The following is a 14,062-nucleotide window of genomic DNA, read 5'->3' as shown; positions in this document are numbered from 1 at the left end:
TGACCGCCGGGGCGCCCAGCCCGTAAAATCGCGGGCTCCGCCGGAATAGCTCAGTTGGTAGAGCGGCGCATTCGTAATGCGTAGGTCGCAGGTTCGACTCCTGTTTCCGGCACCAGTTGCATGAAAAGCCCCGGCCTTGGTCGGGGCTTTTTGTTGGTGGGTGATTGGAAATCATTGATTGGTGAGGGCTTTGCTCGCAGTCGATTGCTGGATGAGCTTCCATGCAGCTCATTGCGGATGGCCCGCTTCCGCGCACATCATTCGCGGAATCTACTGGCCGTTGGCTTCAGACTCGCTTAGGGAACGCGTCGAGGCAGGCGAGTCTGATGCGAAAGAGTTGTTTCAGGGGGTGACGCTGCTGACTTCTAACAACTTCTTCAGGTGGGCAAAGACCTCGGGGACCCGACGAAAGAGCTCCTGAAGACTTAGACTTTTGTCCAACACAATCCATCTGCGGCTGGCGTCACTATGTGTTGAAAATCGTTGGTTGTACTCCGCAAGTAGCCCTCGAAGTTGCTTCGCTTCAGCTTCAGAGCGGGCGTGATATGAGTTCCACACTAGAGAAACTCGGAATTGAGTTCTGTCCTTGTTTGAGTAGGTGATGCTGAGATAGACGGGCCACCATTCGCCATTGAAGTATCTTTCCCAGCCAATAGGGCATATGTCCATCCATACGCGCCCATGCTCGAGAGACTCTGTTGTCAAGCCGGGAACACGTGCCAGCAACGACGAGGCCACCGACGCCATGCCCTGTGTTTCTCGGAGCAGGTCCTCAAGTGAACGGTTCTGGAGCATGAATTCGAGTTCAGCAGGCGGCGCACGACTTGACAGCCATTCAGTCTCGATGCGCCTTATCGACGTCGAAAGCAAACGCTTGATGGCATCGCTGTGATCATGGTGCAACGCCGAAGCTAGTTCTATGCTTCTTTTGTTCTGAGGACTGTTCCAGTCGGTCTGCCTATTGCAGTAACTCACGACAAGCCGCGCCGCATTGTTTCCCCGTTCCATGTGCATCAACGCGCGATTGGCAGACACTTGGAGCCATTCGTAGCCGATATGAAGCCACGTGCTAGCGCTCGGAAGTTCTTTTTCATCATCTCCTTGGAAGTAGCGGTCTAGGGCGATGAATGCGCAATCATAATCCTTTAGATTTGAGTTGGAAGATGAAATCTCATCGAATTTTGACTTATAGCTGTCGAGCTGGTGGTCTGAGTGATTCATTCCAGCCTTGTTCTCAATTACTAGAATGAATTTATTCTGTGGGTCAATCACGAAGAGATCCACTCGCTCTCTTGCATTAATTCCCAGTTCCCGAGCAACGAACGCCGAGCCAAAGGTCGCCGTACGAATGCGCGAGGGGGGCCAAGCAGAGAAGAATCGGGAAGTTCTACCTCTTCCATCAAGGGCAACGGTTGAGCGAGCAGACGTAGTCGCAGCGATAAGTAAATCACGTAGGATCTGGTCGCCTTGTCCATGCCCCTCGCGGGGGTCCAGCAGCCAAGCCAGCATGCTGGAGTGCTGGTTCTCGGATAGATTTATCACGTCGAGCAAATCGTCACTTGTGCGTAATAACTCGCACAATTCAACAACTCGGGGATCAATGAAGAAAGCTTCGAGCGCATCCTGCGTTGCTGCAACGGTCATTTGTCCTTGCCTTTGTCTGATACTGTTTTTGTGCGGTTGGAATTGTTGTGTGGGAGGTTAGGCGAAAAGGTCGTCAAGTTCGTCGGGGTGAATGAATCCAAGTGTTGTGCTCCCTGCCATCTGTGCGGACTTGTTTATTTCACCTGCTGTGAGTGCGATGGCAGTTCTAAAGTTGATTCGGACTGTTCCGATGTCGTAGCGATCCTTGGCAAGGTCAATGACGGATCTCACGTTGTTTATGAAGTCCTTGTGGTTGCTTTCTACGCGCACTCCTTTTGTGTTATCTTCGTCCTGCGTCAGCATGTCCAGATCATGCGCGGCTGAGTTTCTGGCCTTCCTGAGTGCGTGCAATATCTGGGTGGTCCCACTCTGAAGAAGTCCCTCTGATTCGCAGAGATTTATTTTCTGGAAAAATTTGTGGGGGCTCGCTTTCGTGGAGGTACTTTCAATCACGTGGTTGAGCATTCCCTCAATATAAAGTGCGGCTGCTATTACTTCGGCGTGATGCTTTGTGTGTTGGAAGTCAATTGTATGTATGTCCCTTCCAAATAGAGGGGAAATTCGGCTGGCGACATCATCATCTACCACCTTCGCAAGCGCGGTGACGCGATAGGAATGTGGGTGGCTTCCCTCGATTGGGACTAGCTCTCTAAGTCTATGCATGATGCTGAACCCTGGCTCTTCTTGCTGGATTGTGTTTGCGGCCAAGTGAAAGTTTGTGCCAAACGACCAAAGTGAGTCATACGGAACCCGAAAGGCGCTAGCGTCATCTGCGTCCCTCGTGACATGTATTCCGAGCCTGTCCATTATCTTTATCAGTGATTTGGCTTCATTGCCATTAATTGAAATACTTCTAGTCGAGGTCGGGCTGGGTCCGTAATAAAGCTCCGATATAGTCGCTGGCTGGTTAAAGTCTAGGGTTCGAAGCAAGTATTTAACTTCCATGGTTTCCGCCATATCCTGAATGGTCTGTTCTATTGTAGTGCGGACCGTCCTCATCCAAACACCACCTCGCATCCTGTCCTAAGTTGGCCTTATCGCCACTTACGGACAACCCGCCCAATGTCATCTGCCCTTACCAAGCGCATCGCTCTCACGTCGGAGCCCCGAGATCGCCCGTACGAGCTCAGGGACGCCCAGGTTCGTGGTCTGATTCTTCGCGTGCAGCCCTCAGGTCATAAAGCTTGGATCGTGACCTGGGCGCACGGTAAGCGTCGTACGTTGGGTTCGGTTGAACATCTGTCACTTGATCAGGCCCGCGACCAAGCTCGGCAGGCTGTCGCTGAGTACGTTCAGTCCGGGTTGCCCGCGCTTGCGAAGTCCAAGCCCACCAGTTGCACGCTCGAGACGCTGCTCAATGATCACTTCGAGCCTTGGGCTGTGGCTGAGCTCAAGGGTGGTCGTCAGTACCCGGATCGCATCCGATCCGTGTTCCCGTGGCTGTTGCGCCGGCAGATCATCGAAATTGACGTGCCCACAATGGAGCGATGGTGGCGCGGGCGTGTCACTGGCCCTGACGCCGTCACCAAGGCTACCGCAGCGCGCGACTTTGCTTGCCTGCGGTCTGCTTTGTCTCGGGCCGTTGAGTGGAAGCTGATCGAGACTAACCCCCTCATGGGCATGCGTCAGCGATCAGCAGCTAGCCGCAAGGTGGTGCGGTTCCTGTCCCCGGACGAAGAAGCGATGCTCCGGGCCGCGCTCGCAGCGCGCGATCTAGCCGGGGTTGAGGGGAGGGCGAACGCGAATGCGGCCCGACGTAAGTACCGGCAAGCGGTTCTGCCTGACTTGCCGATGGACGGCTATGTCGATCACCTGACCCCGGTGGTCCTTACAGCCATCAATACCGGCATGCGGCGGGGTGAACTATTGTCGATGACATGGGCGGACATCAACTGGGAAGCCAAGATGCTGACCATTCGGGCCGAGAACGCCAAGTCCGGTAGGCAGCGTCACATCCCGCTAAACGTCGAAGCCATGGAAGTCCTGCAGCGTTGGGCTGGGCAAGCGGGCGGGCGCCGTGCGGGCAAGGTCTTCGACGTGACCGACATCAAGAAGGGGTGGGGAAAACTCATAGCCGATGCCCGCATTGAAGAGTTCCGCTTCCATGATCTGCGCCATCATTTCGCATCACGCTTGGTGCGGGCAGGGGTGGACCTGAACACCGTGCGGGAGCTCTTGGGACACGCAGACATCACCATGACTCTTCGCTACGCCCACCTGGCCCCGGACACCCTGGCGGCGGCAGTTGCCAAGCTGGCGGCGTGAAGCTCTCAGTCGGGCTGCTGCCCGGCCAAGCGCTCAAGCTCCTCTCGCACCCTGTGCCGCTCTGGGGGCGGGAGCTTCACGAAGGCCAAGATTGCGGCAGCCAGGTCATCGTCCTCAGCGAAGAGGTATGCGACGGGTATATCAAGTGCGCTGGCAAGTTCTGCGGCCTTGGTCATATCCGCTTGATTTCGCTCTCGCTCGTACCTGTTGATCAGCACGGCACCTCGGTTCTTGTCCTGATCCTTATCCACCAGCGCCCCCAGCGCGCGCTGGGACAGCCCTCGCAGCGCTCGAGCTTCGGAGAGCCGCTTGGAAAACGTAGCAGTGATGACTTGGGGCGAGGGCACGCGGAGGTAACGGTGTGTGAACTTGCAGGAGCATGGGCCATATACCTATTCAGTAGAAGTCATTACCATTGCGGTATATAGCGTTGCACGCGGTGTGACCGGTCGCAAGGGGTGGCCGGGCCCGTCAGCGCTCAGTCGGGGACGTTGGGATGAAGAACAGGATTACGCTTGCTGCCGTCATGTCGTTGATGCTGACTGCTGTTGCCCCGGGAGAAGTCGTAGCCCAGGAGCAGCGCTCATACGACCGTTTCAAGGATCGAACCTCCTACGAGGCCAAAGTGGAGCTATCGGAGCTGTCGAAGACCAGCAGGGGCATTTCTCTGAGCCTGCACAGCGTAGTAGACGGAGACCGCGCTGTAACGAAGTCGGACTCTTTCACCGTCTCGGCCATCCTCACCTTCAACATGTCCTATGACGTCCGCTGCGCCGGTACAGGCTTTGACATGCTCGTGGACGGAAGGGCTGTTTCGCTTCCCAGCGACATGCCCGCCTTCAATCGATACGAGTACGCAATCCTTTCGTTCGGCAAGAAGATGACCTTGGCAGAAGCAGGGGCCTTCACCGGTGCCAACAGGATCGAGGTCCGGGTCTGCGATACCGAATACAGCCTGGACGATGAGCAACGCGCTGCATTGCGTGATCTGGTCAAGGGCGCTCAGGTGGGTAGTCCAACGGGTGGCTGACGTCGGAAACCCCAGTGCATCCAATCATGGAGGAGAGAACATGCAAACCAGCAATCCAGCAACTAACCTTTATCAATGCCCGGCTTGCCGTGCTGCCATCCCCTCGGGTAGATCATCCGCGAAGTGTCCTAAGTGCTATGCGGACCTGCCCAAGGCAATTGTTGAATCGAATCGTGCGAGCGCGAACGCCCGGGAAGAGCGTGGCTCGACAGTGGCGTGTGTGGCATTGGGACTAGTTGCACTCGCAATTGGGCTCTACTTCCTGATCAACCCCTCAGCAAGCGGTTACGGCAACATTGCCAACATGCATGCGCTCGCAGTAGGTCAAGCACTTACCATCGCTGGAGCTGTGCTGCTTGGCTTGGGCATTCGCCCTCGCTGAGCAACTCGATTTGCCGCAACCAGGCCCGCTGATGGCAACGTCAGTGGGCCTTCTTTATGCTAGCTGAGGTGTCACCTGGCTACTGTCTCAGGCACCGGGCTAGCTGCGCAGAATAGACGCTCTAGGATCGCTCTGTCGGCCGATCTGGGGCTGCCCGAGGGCTGTCGATGCAGGGGTGTAGCGACCCTGTCAGGCTAGCGTTGTGCAGCGATTGGTGCGCATTGGCGAACGACGGGTTCTAATTGTGTGCGTGGATAATCCGTGTCCAAAGCACGAAGTCCTAGATGGTTCGCGAAGGACGCGTTACCTAGCTGCCGTAGTGGGGTACCGGAATCGATCACTCCATACAGCTGTGATCATTCGAGCTCAGCCCTCCTTCGGGACTCAGCGACTCTGGACTGTTGATGGTTATTTGCAACTGCATTCTTGGTTGACTGCTTTGAGAGGGTGCGCATGTACGCCGCTCGATGCTCCTCTTTGCGCTCGTGTTCACGCGTCAAGTTCAGCTTATCAATGGCTTTCAGAAGCTGGCTTTTGCCGCTAGGCGATAGTGCCTCGCTAAGATTTTCAAAGGTGTCCTCCCAGGCTACCTTCCCTCCAGCGAGCTTAGAGTGCCCGAATGATGTAATCGCAAGTCTCTTGGCCCGGGCATCAATAGACGTTTCTGACACCATCCTTTTGCGTATCAGACGCCCAACAAGTACAGACATCGATGCTGGCGTGGTGCCAATCATTCGAGCGAGGCTCGCGCGTGTCATCGGATATGCGTTGGCACCTTGTGCCCGCTCGATAGCCTCTAGCGCCAGGAATCCAGTGAGGGATAGGTCGTATTCCTTGAGGCGGACTTCAAGGTCGCTAGTCAGCCCATTGGCAAGTATCAATAGTGCCCTGAACTCAGGATGCGGCAGTTGGCTCATGCCACATCCTAGGATGGTGGACTGGTTGAATTCAATGGGTCCGCCACTTACTTGCTTGGCAACCTTGTTTCCAGTGACGGCAATTCCGCAGTCGCTAGCAACTAGGAGAACTACCATGCACAAGCACAACAATATTGATCGCTCCATCTGCCTCTTCGCTGCGCAGCGTGAGGGCAGGGGCGCGCTGCACGCCGCGCAGAGCGCAATTTCTGAAACGATCATGGGCGGTGAGCAGCTTGTCGTGGATAAGGTGTGCGAAATCCATCGCGCCTCCACCTACAGCGAGATGACTGCATTCGAGGCCACTGCCGAGTTTGCCAGCAGGCTGCAGCTCAACACGGGTGCCACTGACCGTCGCTACGACCTGCGTGTATGCGATGCCTCGATGTTTCGCGCAATTTGGAAGGCTCGCCAGTTGGTTGACATGACCGGTATCAACTACCGCGACTACGTTCAGCGTGCTGTGACCTTCCTGCGCCACTGCGGCAAGAAGCGCATCACTCCCGCAATGCTTGTCTCTGCTGAAGTGCAGCTGCACGTGATGGAGCTCGACGCCGTCAGTCGCTGAGGTCCGAGCCGGTAGCGGCCCATGGCGACCATGTTGGGTGCGGAGGGGCCCCTCTGCGCCTGACGGCACTAAGGAGCGTGATGTCTAGGGATGGCCTGGGACCAGGTGAAGTTCAGGCTGTCACATTTGGCGATAGCGCCATCCAACCGCTTGGTGGCCGTTCCCTCATCTGACTCGCGTCATCCATTGCGCGCCCGCAGCGGAAACGTCCGGGCGCGCCGTGCGCTAGTGAACATAAGAAGACCGGCGATTTCATCGGCCCGGTCGGTATAACACTGTCTTTATCGAGGAGGGAAAGAGAATGGCTAGGAACAAGAAGTCAGGCGCGACGGGCGGGAAGGCAAAGATAAAACGGCCTAACCCGGCCCGAAAGAAGGCGTCTGCGAAGAACATGATGGAGGCGCAGAGCAGGGATGCCTCATATCAACGCGCGCTGAAGTCGGCTGATCCCGTGAAGCGACAGGTGGGAGAGCTGGTCTTCCAGCGCACGTACATCGATAAAGGCTTGCTTGCCAAAGAGGCATTGTTGCTGCGCACCCGTTGGATCGGGAACCGCTACATGTCCCCGGTGCAGGCCACGCAGGCGTTCACGGAGGCATATATCGCCGCGTACCGTGCTGCTTGGGCGCGTCACTTTGACCATTCCGAAGCGCCGCGCAAGCAGCCCTGTACGCCAAGTCTCGCGTTGAACGACAGGTCGGTTATTACCAGCTTGTGGCGGGCCCGTCAGAAGGCTGACGAACTGGGAATGCCGTACGATCTGTTCTGCGAGATCGTCATGGAACGATGGATCGTGGGCCGGAAGGCGAAGCGCCCACCATTGCCAAACCAGCTGATTTCCGGGAAGTTGTTCGGCGCATGGATGCGGGGACACCCCACCTGGGCTGAGACTGGTGAACGGTTGTTCTCGCCCGCTTGGGATCGGCACTTCTTTATGGAGCCGTCTGGAGAAGATCCCGTGCATGCTGCGGCAATGCGGGCATTGAGTGCCGATGTGCTGCATGCAAAGGACCGCCCCGCCCGATTGGCGCGGTATCTTGGGGCTGGTGGACCGCTGACAGAGGCGCGTGCCAAGGCGATGTTTGAAGAAGACATGGTCCGGGATGCGCTGGCGATGGTCGCCGTGCCTGCTGAGGTCAACGAAGCGCCTGAAGGATACGTTCCGGCGTGCATCGGCAATCGTCACGACGTGCGGGATATGCCGTGTCGCAACTGCCCGTTCGCCGCCCGGTGCTCGAGCGTAAAGCGGACGGTAACACGCGCGCTGAATGCCGCAGGCGTCTCAGGCGATCCCCGTGCGGACAGGAGGCGTGAGCAGAACCGGAACAACCAGCGCAAGCATCGCGAGGAGCAACGGCGAAAACTGGCTGCATAGCGAACGCCAATAAGGTCTTATGAGCGCAAGCGAGCTCGCTTGTCAGCAGCCCCATAAGAGCTATAAATCAAGAGCAACTACCTTCTCTTTGAGAAGGTAGATATTTATTGGGCGGCCAACGTTGATGTCCCGTGACTGGTCCCATCGGTACTCGGGCCTTCGGCCCTCGCACCTCGGGTCCAGATGCGCGCCCCTTCGGGGACGCGCAGAAAATTACAGCCGGGGTTGTGTGGAGAGCGTGCGCCGGAGTTTTCGAAGATGACCTGTAAGCCTCTGTGTTCAATCCTGCCGGTGTTTGTGTAGGGGTGTCGCTGAACGGTCCTGCGGCGCGCTCAGCGAGCTTCTGGTGAGCCCTGGTGAGCATCCTGCAGGCCGCTTATGAGCGCAACCTCCCGGCAATCACTGTGATGTATAGATTGCTTGCCCATGTATGCAGTGTTTATGGCGATCCACATGACACATGGTCGACTCAATGGCTACTCGGATGATCATGTGGATTGCTGTAAACCGCAGTCCTCATTGATCGACGGCGTAATTGGCCGCGAGGTTGTATGGGTGGCTTGGCCGTGTAAGCGCGCTTCGAAGATCCTGGGGGCTGGTGTATAGCTCATACAAAGCGCTATCAAAGCGCATGTGCCCTGAGCTCGACGTGCAACATGCGGGCGGCGGTGCATGAGCCTGTGCTTGCAATCGCAAGGCATGGCCTCTTTGTATGAAGCACACGATGGTGTTCGGCCTTGTACGGGCGGCAAAGAAAGTTCGCCGTTCAAGTCTCATCCCCTGCGACCGATATGCTCAAGGATGCATAAAGCAATCACCGGGACGGCTACATGGATCGTTGGACGTGGATGATGGTAAGGATGTATGCGCCCGCACTTGGGGCTTTGGCGCTGGGGTTGCTGCTGATGCTGCCGTTGGGAATGCTCCGGGAGAGTCCGATGCTTGCAGGGGTGTATGCGATGGCGCGATGGCTCCCGGCGTTGGCTATCGCGGTATCGGTCACCCTTGCATTTGTCGCTACTCTAAGGCTTTGGCGCTGGGATCAAGGGCGCAGCGCTTTGGATTGCGAATGCGGTGGCTTGCTGGGACGGGAGCGTCCTGGGCGATATGGCATGTACCGAAAATGCCTTGCATGTAGCCGCCGCCTGAGCGAGACGAGATAGAGTCACTGTCTTGGCTGGGCGCGCGTTCTCCGAGGACCTCCCAACGTTTTGGCCGTACATGGATGCGGGCGACACAATGTTGTGAGGATAAGGAGCTTGGGGCCGCAGTCGGCCCCAAGCTGAAGCTGGCGCGATGTCAGCCTGAGAGGTATTCCATCACTGCGGCAGTCACAACATTCATCATTTTTCTAGAGCGAACTGGCCCTATGTAGGCTGCCCTTCTGAAGTTGGCCTCCGACGAAGTAAGTGCGCCCCTTACGGTCGTTATGCCAATCGAGTTAAGTGCGCTAAGCTGATGACTTGTGAGGTCGAGATTTGATACCGATGCATCCAAGAGGTTTGATAGCTCTGTGGACAGATCCGCATTTATCGATGCTCCTACGCTTCCCGACAGTTCAATGAACTGATCGAAGTTCTCTCCGTACTCTGTGAAGCGCTTTACTGTAAGTCCACTTCTTAGTTCATTTATTAATGCTGCCGGGCTTGAGGCGCTCGCCGCGAGGCAGCCCATATTGATTGCATACCGGGTGCCGATCTGTCGCCTGGTTGCAACTACTCCTGCGTCAAGCTTGGTGATAACTCCGGTGTATTCAAGGAGTCTTAGCGCCTCAAATGCTGCCTGGGGAGCATCCCTGTTGATCCAAAAGTAGCAGGTGCGCTCAGGCTTTCCCTCGCTACGCCATTGATCATTCCTCTTGATTGCATCGGGAATTACGTGGGTTTCAACGAACGTCCTTCCCCAGTCAATCAATGACCGATGCCCCGGATACCGCTGTGAGAGTGCGCTATGCTCAGCCCAAATGGCGTTTCGATAGAAGTCCTTGAGTACAGATTGAATGTCGGATGAGCGGAACTTTCCTGACAGTGCTACTGTTTTAAGTAGCAGTCTCGGGTTTCCGCTTACCGCGAGAGCTAGCGCGTCGAAGCTCTCGCCATTTCGTTCGATCAATGTCTGCTGTGCTGCGTCAGACTGTTTGATCACAATTTCTCGCATCTGCTCGCGATAGCCGGAAGAATGAATGTCCCGGTTGAGAGACTCAATCTGAGCATCGTGTGACGCTTCAAAAGATGGGCCATATGAGGTCACCCCCGGGTAGACAGCTGCGTTGCATGTCATGTAAGGGGAGCGGAGGTCTCGGAACAAAGTGAAAAATTGACGCTGTTGCTCCGGTCTGAAGATGTGCGCTGCCTCGTCAAACAGAACGTTAAATCGGCGAATGCCAAGTTGGTCGCAGATATCCTGAATGGCGTCCTTGAACGCCTCCACATCCGGCACGGCGGATGCGTCGACTTCGACACCTGGACTCTTGAATGAGTCTTCAAAGCGTTCTGCTACCAATTCAAGCTCAGTCTTCTTTTCAGGGTGCTCAAAGTCGCCGCCCGCGAGAAGTTTAGTTGATATCGTGGGCTGGGCGAGAAGGCCGTGTTGTTGAAGTGTCCTAAGCACTCTTGATGCGAGGCGGGCGAGCATCCAGCTTTGAAACTGGTGCTCGTTCTTAGCATTAAGTAGCGAGCTTCTGACAAACGATACGTAGACGGGGATTACTTTGCTCGTTTCTGACTCAAGTTCTTGCTCTTGTTCGCAGACACGCATCAGGAACGACTTTCCCGTCCCGCGGCTGCCCTCTATGATGAAAGGTGTAGGGGACTTAAGTCCTGCGATGAGTTGCCGATCCCGTTCCGTGGGTACAAAGAGAGATAGTATTTCCTCAGGGCGAATGTCTTCTGTTCGAAAGATAAAGTTCTTAGCGTCATCCATGGATTATTCTTCCAGCTTTGATCGAATCGTTGAAATGTGGCCCAGACTATCGCCAATTGGTGAGCGCAGTTTGCTTATTGCCTCTGGTGTCAACTCGTTGAGATAGCGTAGAGAAAGCGAGAAGTGGCAGACGTTGGTGAGGATCTCGGCCTTCTTTAGCCATAGATCGAGTGTGTCATGATTGAAGTATATGGTGTCAGTCAGGCTGATGCGCTTTGGCAAATTTCCGTGAATGCACTCAGAGAGCTCACGGTAGAGAGTGGTCGCAATGCTTCGGAAGGCAGGGGCATGGTCCGCTAGCTCAGGATTGAACGCTTTTGAGAACCTGATGCCGAGTGGTCCGTCAACATCGTTTGATAGTGCCGACCAGTTCGTGTCTTTGTCGCCCCTTAGCCATTCGGCGCTATCCAGAAGATTCGCAGACAGATGACAACTTTGAAGGCAAAGCTCGAGTACCAGTCTGAGTCCTTTAAAGGCGTTACGATACTGAGCCTGGCATGCATTCAAAACTGATAAAGTCAGTTCTGAAGCTGCGGTTTCCAGTAGCCGTCCTTCCGGTCTGGCTCCAATGGCGTCTCTCCAAGTATCTATATCACCTGCAAGCAGGCCTGCTTTTGCAATCTTTGCCTGATGGCTATTGAGTGACGCTTCGAGCGCATTAGAGCAAAGATCGTGCAAATGCTCTACCGGCAACTTCTGACGAACATATGCAGCGGCTGGCGGGATTGAACTGCTGTTGTTGAGGTTGTCGCGCGGCATCTCAGTTGTTCTCTCTTCCATGTGGGTCCATCCATTTCTTTAGTCAAAATGTTACCAGTACAGGAGGCGCGCGAGTCGAGTCGGATCAAGTCAAGTGCCTGACCTCCGCTGCCGCGCCTCAGGGCCTCGAGTTCCACGTTGCACGGCTTAGTCGGAACTTTCCAGGCTCGGGCGGTGGCCTAAGTATCTGTTTGTACAGGGGCTGACGTGCTTTGTGCGACGCATGCATAGTGCGACGCTCCTCGGTATGGGCTTCAGCGAAAGAGAGCTCGTATAAGTAAGGAGTGTCCTCATCCTCGTCCGCATCTGGGACTGGTGGGGTGGAACTGCCCTCAGGCCAAGGCTTAGTTGGCACTTACCGTCAGTCGGGCCAGTTCCGGTGAGTCTCCGGAACACCCCAGCGGGCACTTGCCAGGCGAGTGCTAGAGTGCCTGCCGGTGGCAATGGTCCATGCCGATCCGCTCGGCCGGAGTGGGGCTCATCCGCTGAGCTGCGAGTCGCTTGGGTCCCTAGTCGGGGTCACTGGGCTGGGTTCGTAATGCGTAGGTCGCAGGTTCGACTCCTGTTTCCGGCACCAGTTGTAGAAAAGCCCCGGCCTTGGTCGGGGCTTTTTTTATGCTCTGGTAGTGCCGGCCGCTGGCCGGCAACCCCAGAAGTGCCAGCCCATGGCTGGCAGGTCGCGATTTCTGAGTCTCGCGATCTACCCGCCCCTCCGGCTTCCCAGGCGCTTGGCTCCTTGCACAGTTCCTGACCTGGCAACTGCAGCCGGTCATTCCTGTGCTATGAATACCTAGCCTTGCTTCAAGGCTCTTTCAGAGATTGGAAGGATGCGCAGGTTCGGGGGAACTGCAGGCGGCGTGTTTACCCGCTTCAGGAGATGTGGAGATCGAATTCGCAAGCTGGGGGCATCAGGCGCCTGGCTGTGTTGTGTGCTGCTGATCGGCCTTGGCCTGTCGCCAACCGCAGTCGCCCAGACCACTGTGACGTACATCCACACTGACGCCCTGGGCTCGGTCGTGGCTGAGAGCGATGCCAACGGCAATGTGATCAAGCGCTATGACTACGAGCCCTACGGGGCCGTGGTCGGTGGTCAGGTCACGGACGGGCCGGGGTATACCGGGCACGTGAGCGACTCGGCAACGGGCCTGATCTACATGCAGCAGCGCTACATGGATCCGCAGTTGGGGGTGTTCCTGTCGGTTGATCCGGTCACGGCGTATGAGCAGCCGGTGGGGCAGTTCAACCGGTATAGGTATGCGAACGGGAATCCTTACAGGTTCACCGATCCAGATGGGCGAATCGTCAAGTACGCATTTGAAGGCGGAGCGACGCTGCGTGATGGTGCTGCCGTGCTCAACCATTGGATGAAGTCAGAAACCATCAGCTCTGAACTGAAGCAGATTCTCCTATCCGATGAGACCTACACCATACAGTTCAATCGCAATGGTGATTTTGGATATGACGAGAACAAGAGAATCATCAGCATTGATGTCACCTCTGGACTTCGCGTCAAATCCTCCGGGGAGATCCAGTCTCCTGCTCTGGGGGGCGGTCACGAGGTGAGCCATGCTGCCCAGCATGATCGGGTTGGATTGTCCGCTTTCCAGGCTTCGCTTGTTGCGCCACAGTCCAACTCGGAGAGCAACGGCGTGATGCAGATCCGAGTCGGCGTATCTTCGGAGGAGGCGCGGGCTACGGGGGTGGAGACCCGGGCCGCGCGTGAGCTGGGGGAGCCTGCCCGGAAGAGCTACAGCGACACGAACGGCACGGTTAATGTCTGCTCCCCCACCAGCAATCGGGAGTGTTGAATGAACCGCGTTCTGATGCTTGCGTTGGCCTTGTCCAGTGCCTCATGTCACGCCGGTGAGGAGCTCCCTGGGCCTTGCCAGGCGGCAAGCAGTCCGGTGGAGTCCATTGCGCCGGTCGTTCCCGCCGCGACCGAGATGCAGGTGCGTGGCTCTGTCGTGGCGACCGTCGTCGTTGAAGAGGATGGGCGGGTGACAAATCCCGTCATCACGCGGTCACAGTTTGAAGCGCTGGACCGGGGCAGGGTCGACAATGCTGCTTATGAGCGCGCAGCCTTGGTTGCCGTGGCGAAGTGGCGTTTCCCTCCGGTCCCCTCCCGGTGCACCAGGAAGGTCACATTCGATTTCCAACGTCTGGATTGAATGAGCCCGGTCAGGCCATGGAAGGCGTTGGC

The 14,062-nt window shown here is 56.5% G+C and carries 12 protein-coding genes and 1 tRNA gene; 8 read left to right on the top strand and 5 right to left on the bottom strand.

The window, feature by feature from the left end:
• Nucleotides 1-39 precede the first annotated feature (39 nt).
• A tRNA-Thr gene (locus AC5P60_RS03050) sits at nucleotides 40-115 on the top strand.
• 227 nt (nucleotides 116-342) lie between these two features.
• Here the strand turns inward: AC5P60_RS03050 and AC5P60_RS03045 are convergent.
• Complete coding sequence (locus AC5P60_RS03045; RefSeq protein ID WP_495201676.1) at nucleotides 343-1,644, bottom strand: PDDEXK-like family protein; 1,302 nt, start codon at nucleotides 1,642-1,644, stop codon at nucleotides 343-345.
• A 57-nt stretch (nucleotides 1,645-1,701) separates the two neighbouring features.
• A complete protein-coding gene (locus AC5P60_RS03040) occupies nucleotides 1,702-2,643 on the bottom strand; it encodes a DUF4145 domain-containing protein (RefSeq protein ID WP_495201675.1) in 942 nt (313 codons plus the stop codon).
• Nucleotides 2,644-2,706: 63 nt separating this feature from the next.
• Here AC5P60_RS03040 and AC5P60_RS03035 point away from each other — a divergent pair, with 63 nt between their 5' ends.
• From AC5P60_RS03035 to AC5P60_RS03025, 3 genes are all read left to right on the top strand, one after another.
• Complete coding sequence (locus tag AC5P60_RS03035; RefSeq protein WP_495201674.1) at nucleotides 2,707-3,909, top strand: site-specific integrase; 1,203 nt, start codon at nucleotides 2,707-2,709, stop codon at nucleotides 3,907-3,909.
• Between the two features lie 496 nt (nucleotides 3,910-4,405).
• Complete coding sequence (locus tag AC5P60_RS03030) at nucleotides 4,406-4,939, top strand: hypothetical protein (protein ID WP_180855548.1); 534 nt, start codon at nucleotides 4,406-4,408, stop codon at nucleotides 4,937-4,939.
• A 40-nt stretch (nucleotides 4,940-4,979) separates the two neighbouring features.
• A complete protein-coding gene (locus AC5P60_RS03025; protein WP_180855549.1) occupies nucleotides 4,980-5,321 on the top strand; it encodes a hypothetical protein in 342 nt (113 codons plus the stop codon).
• Between the two features lie 356 nt (nucleotides 5,322-5,677).
• On the opposite strand, the gene AC5P60_RS03020 is transcribed toward AC5P60_RS03025, so the two are convergent.
• Nucleotides 5,678-6,238: a MarR family winged helix-turn-helix transcriptional regulator gene (locus tag AC5P60_RS03020; RefSeq protein WP_180855550.1), complete on the bottom strand. Its 561-nt coding sequence runs from the start codon at nucleotides 6,236-6,238 to the stop codon at nucleotides 5,678-5,680.
• 115 nt (nucleotides 6,239-6,353) lie between these two features.
• On the opposite strand from AC5P60_RS03020, the gene AC5P60_RS03015 reads away from it, so the two are divergent.
• Both AC5P60_RS03015 and AC5P60_RS03010 read left to right on the top strand, forming a co-directional pair.
• Nucleotides 6,354-6,806, top strand: a complete 453-nt coding sequence (locus AC5P60_RS03015) for a hypothetical protein (RefSeq protein WP_495201673.1) — start codon at nucleotides 6,354-6,356, stop codon at nucleotides 6,804-6,806.
• A 301-nt stretch (nucleotides 6,807-7,107) separates the two neighbouring features.
• On the top strand, nucleotides 7,108-8,181 hold the full coding sequence (locus AC5P60_RS03010) for a hypothetical protein (protein WP_495201672.1): 1,074 nt from the start codon (nucleotides 7,108-7,110) through the stop codon (nucleotides 8,179-8,181).
• 1,299 nt (nucleotides 8,182-9,480) lie between these two features.
• Here the strand turns inward: AC5P60_RS03010 and AC5P60_RS03005 are convergent.
• Entirely contained in the window at nucleotides 9,481-11,103 is a 1,623-nt protein-coding gene (locus AC5P60_RS03005; RefSeq protein WP_495201671.1) for an ORC-CDC6 family AAA ATPase, read from the bottom strand.
• A gap of 3 nt (nucleotides 11,104-11,106) precedes the next feature.
• Nucleotides 11,107-11,883 (bottom strand): hypothetical protein, encoded by a 777-nt coding sequence (locus tag AC5P60_RS03000; RefSeq protein WP_495201670.1) that lies wholly within the window; start codon nucleotides 11,881-11,883, stop codon nucleotides 11,107-11,109.
• Nucleotides 11,884-12,719: 836 nt separating this feature from the next.
• On the opposite strand from AC5P60_RS03000, the gene AC5P60_RS02995 reads away from it, so the two are divergent.
• Nucleotides 12,720-13,670 carry an RHS repeat-associated core domain-containing protein gene (locus tag AC5P60_RS02995; protein ID WP_395760179.1) on the top strand — a complete coding sequence of 317 codons (951 nt, stop codon included), beginning with the start codon at nucleotides 12,720-12,722 and terminating at the stop codon, nucleotides 13,668-13,670.
• Entirely contained in the window at nucleotides 13,671-14,030 is a 360-nt protein-coding gene (locus AC5P60_RS02990; RefSeq protein ID WP_033833369.1) for a TonB family protein, read from the top strand.
• The last annotated feature ends 32 nt before the right edge of the window (nucleotides 14,031-14,062 follow it).

Source organism: Stenotrophomonas sp. YJH_SMC_120, assembly GCF_059368675.1.
The sequence above is the reverse complement of the archived record's forward strand: the minus strand, read 5'-3'. Positions and strand labels throughout refer to the sequence as shown.

Excerpts from the sequence above, each read along its gene's own strand:
- AC5P60_RS03040 (WP_495201675.1), bottom strand. The coding sequence starts at position 2,643 with ATGAGGACGGTCCGCACTACAATAGAACAGACCATTCAGGATATGGCG.
- AC5P60_RS03025 (WP_180855549.1), top strand. The coding sequence starts at position 4,980 with ATGCAAACCAGCAATCCAGCAACTAACCTTTATCAATGCCCGGCTTGC.
- AC5P60_RS03015 (WP_495201673.1), top strand. The coding sequence starts at position 6,354 with ATGCACAAGCACAACAATATTGATCGCTCCATCTGCCTCTTCGCTGCG.
- AC5P60_RS02990 (WP_033833369.1), top strand. The coding sequence starts at position 13,671 with ATGAACCGCGTTCTGATGCTTGCGTTGGCCTTGTCCAGTGCCTCATGT.
- AC5P60_RS03030 (WP_180855548.1), top strand. The coding sequence starts at position 4,406 with ATGAAGAACAGGATTACGCTTGCTGCCGTCATGTCGTTGATGCTGACT.
- AC5P60_RS03010 (WP_495201672.1), top strand. The coding sequence starts at position 7,108 with ATGGCTAGGAACAAGAAGTCAGGCGCGACGGGCGGGAAGGCAAAGATA.
- AC5P60_RS03020 (WP_180855550.1), bottom strand. The coding sequence starts at position 6,238 with ATGAGCCAACTGCCGCATCCTGAGTTCAGGGCACTATTGATACTTGCC.
- AC5P60_RS03000 (WP_495201670.1), bottom strand. The coding sequence starts at position 11,883 with ATGGAAGAGAGAACAACTGAGATGCCGCGCGACAACCTCAACAACAGC.
- AC5P60_RS03005 (WP_495201671.1), bottom strand. The coding sequence starts at position 11,103 with ATGGATGACGCTAAGAACTTTATCTTTCGAACAGAAGACATTCGCCCT.
- AC5P60_RS03035 (WP_495201674.1), top strand. The coding sequence starts at position 2,707 with ATGTCATCTGCCCTTACCAAGCGCATCGCTCTCACGTCGGAGCCCCGA.
- AC5P60_RS03045 (WP_495201676.1), bottom strand. The coding sequence starts at position 1,644 with ATGACCGTTGCAGCAACGCAGGATGCGCTCGAAGCTTTCTTCATTGAT.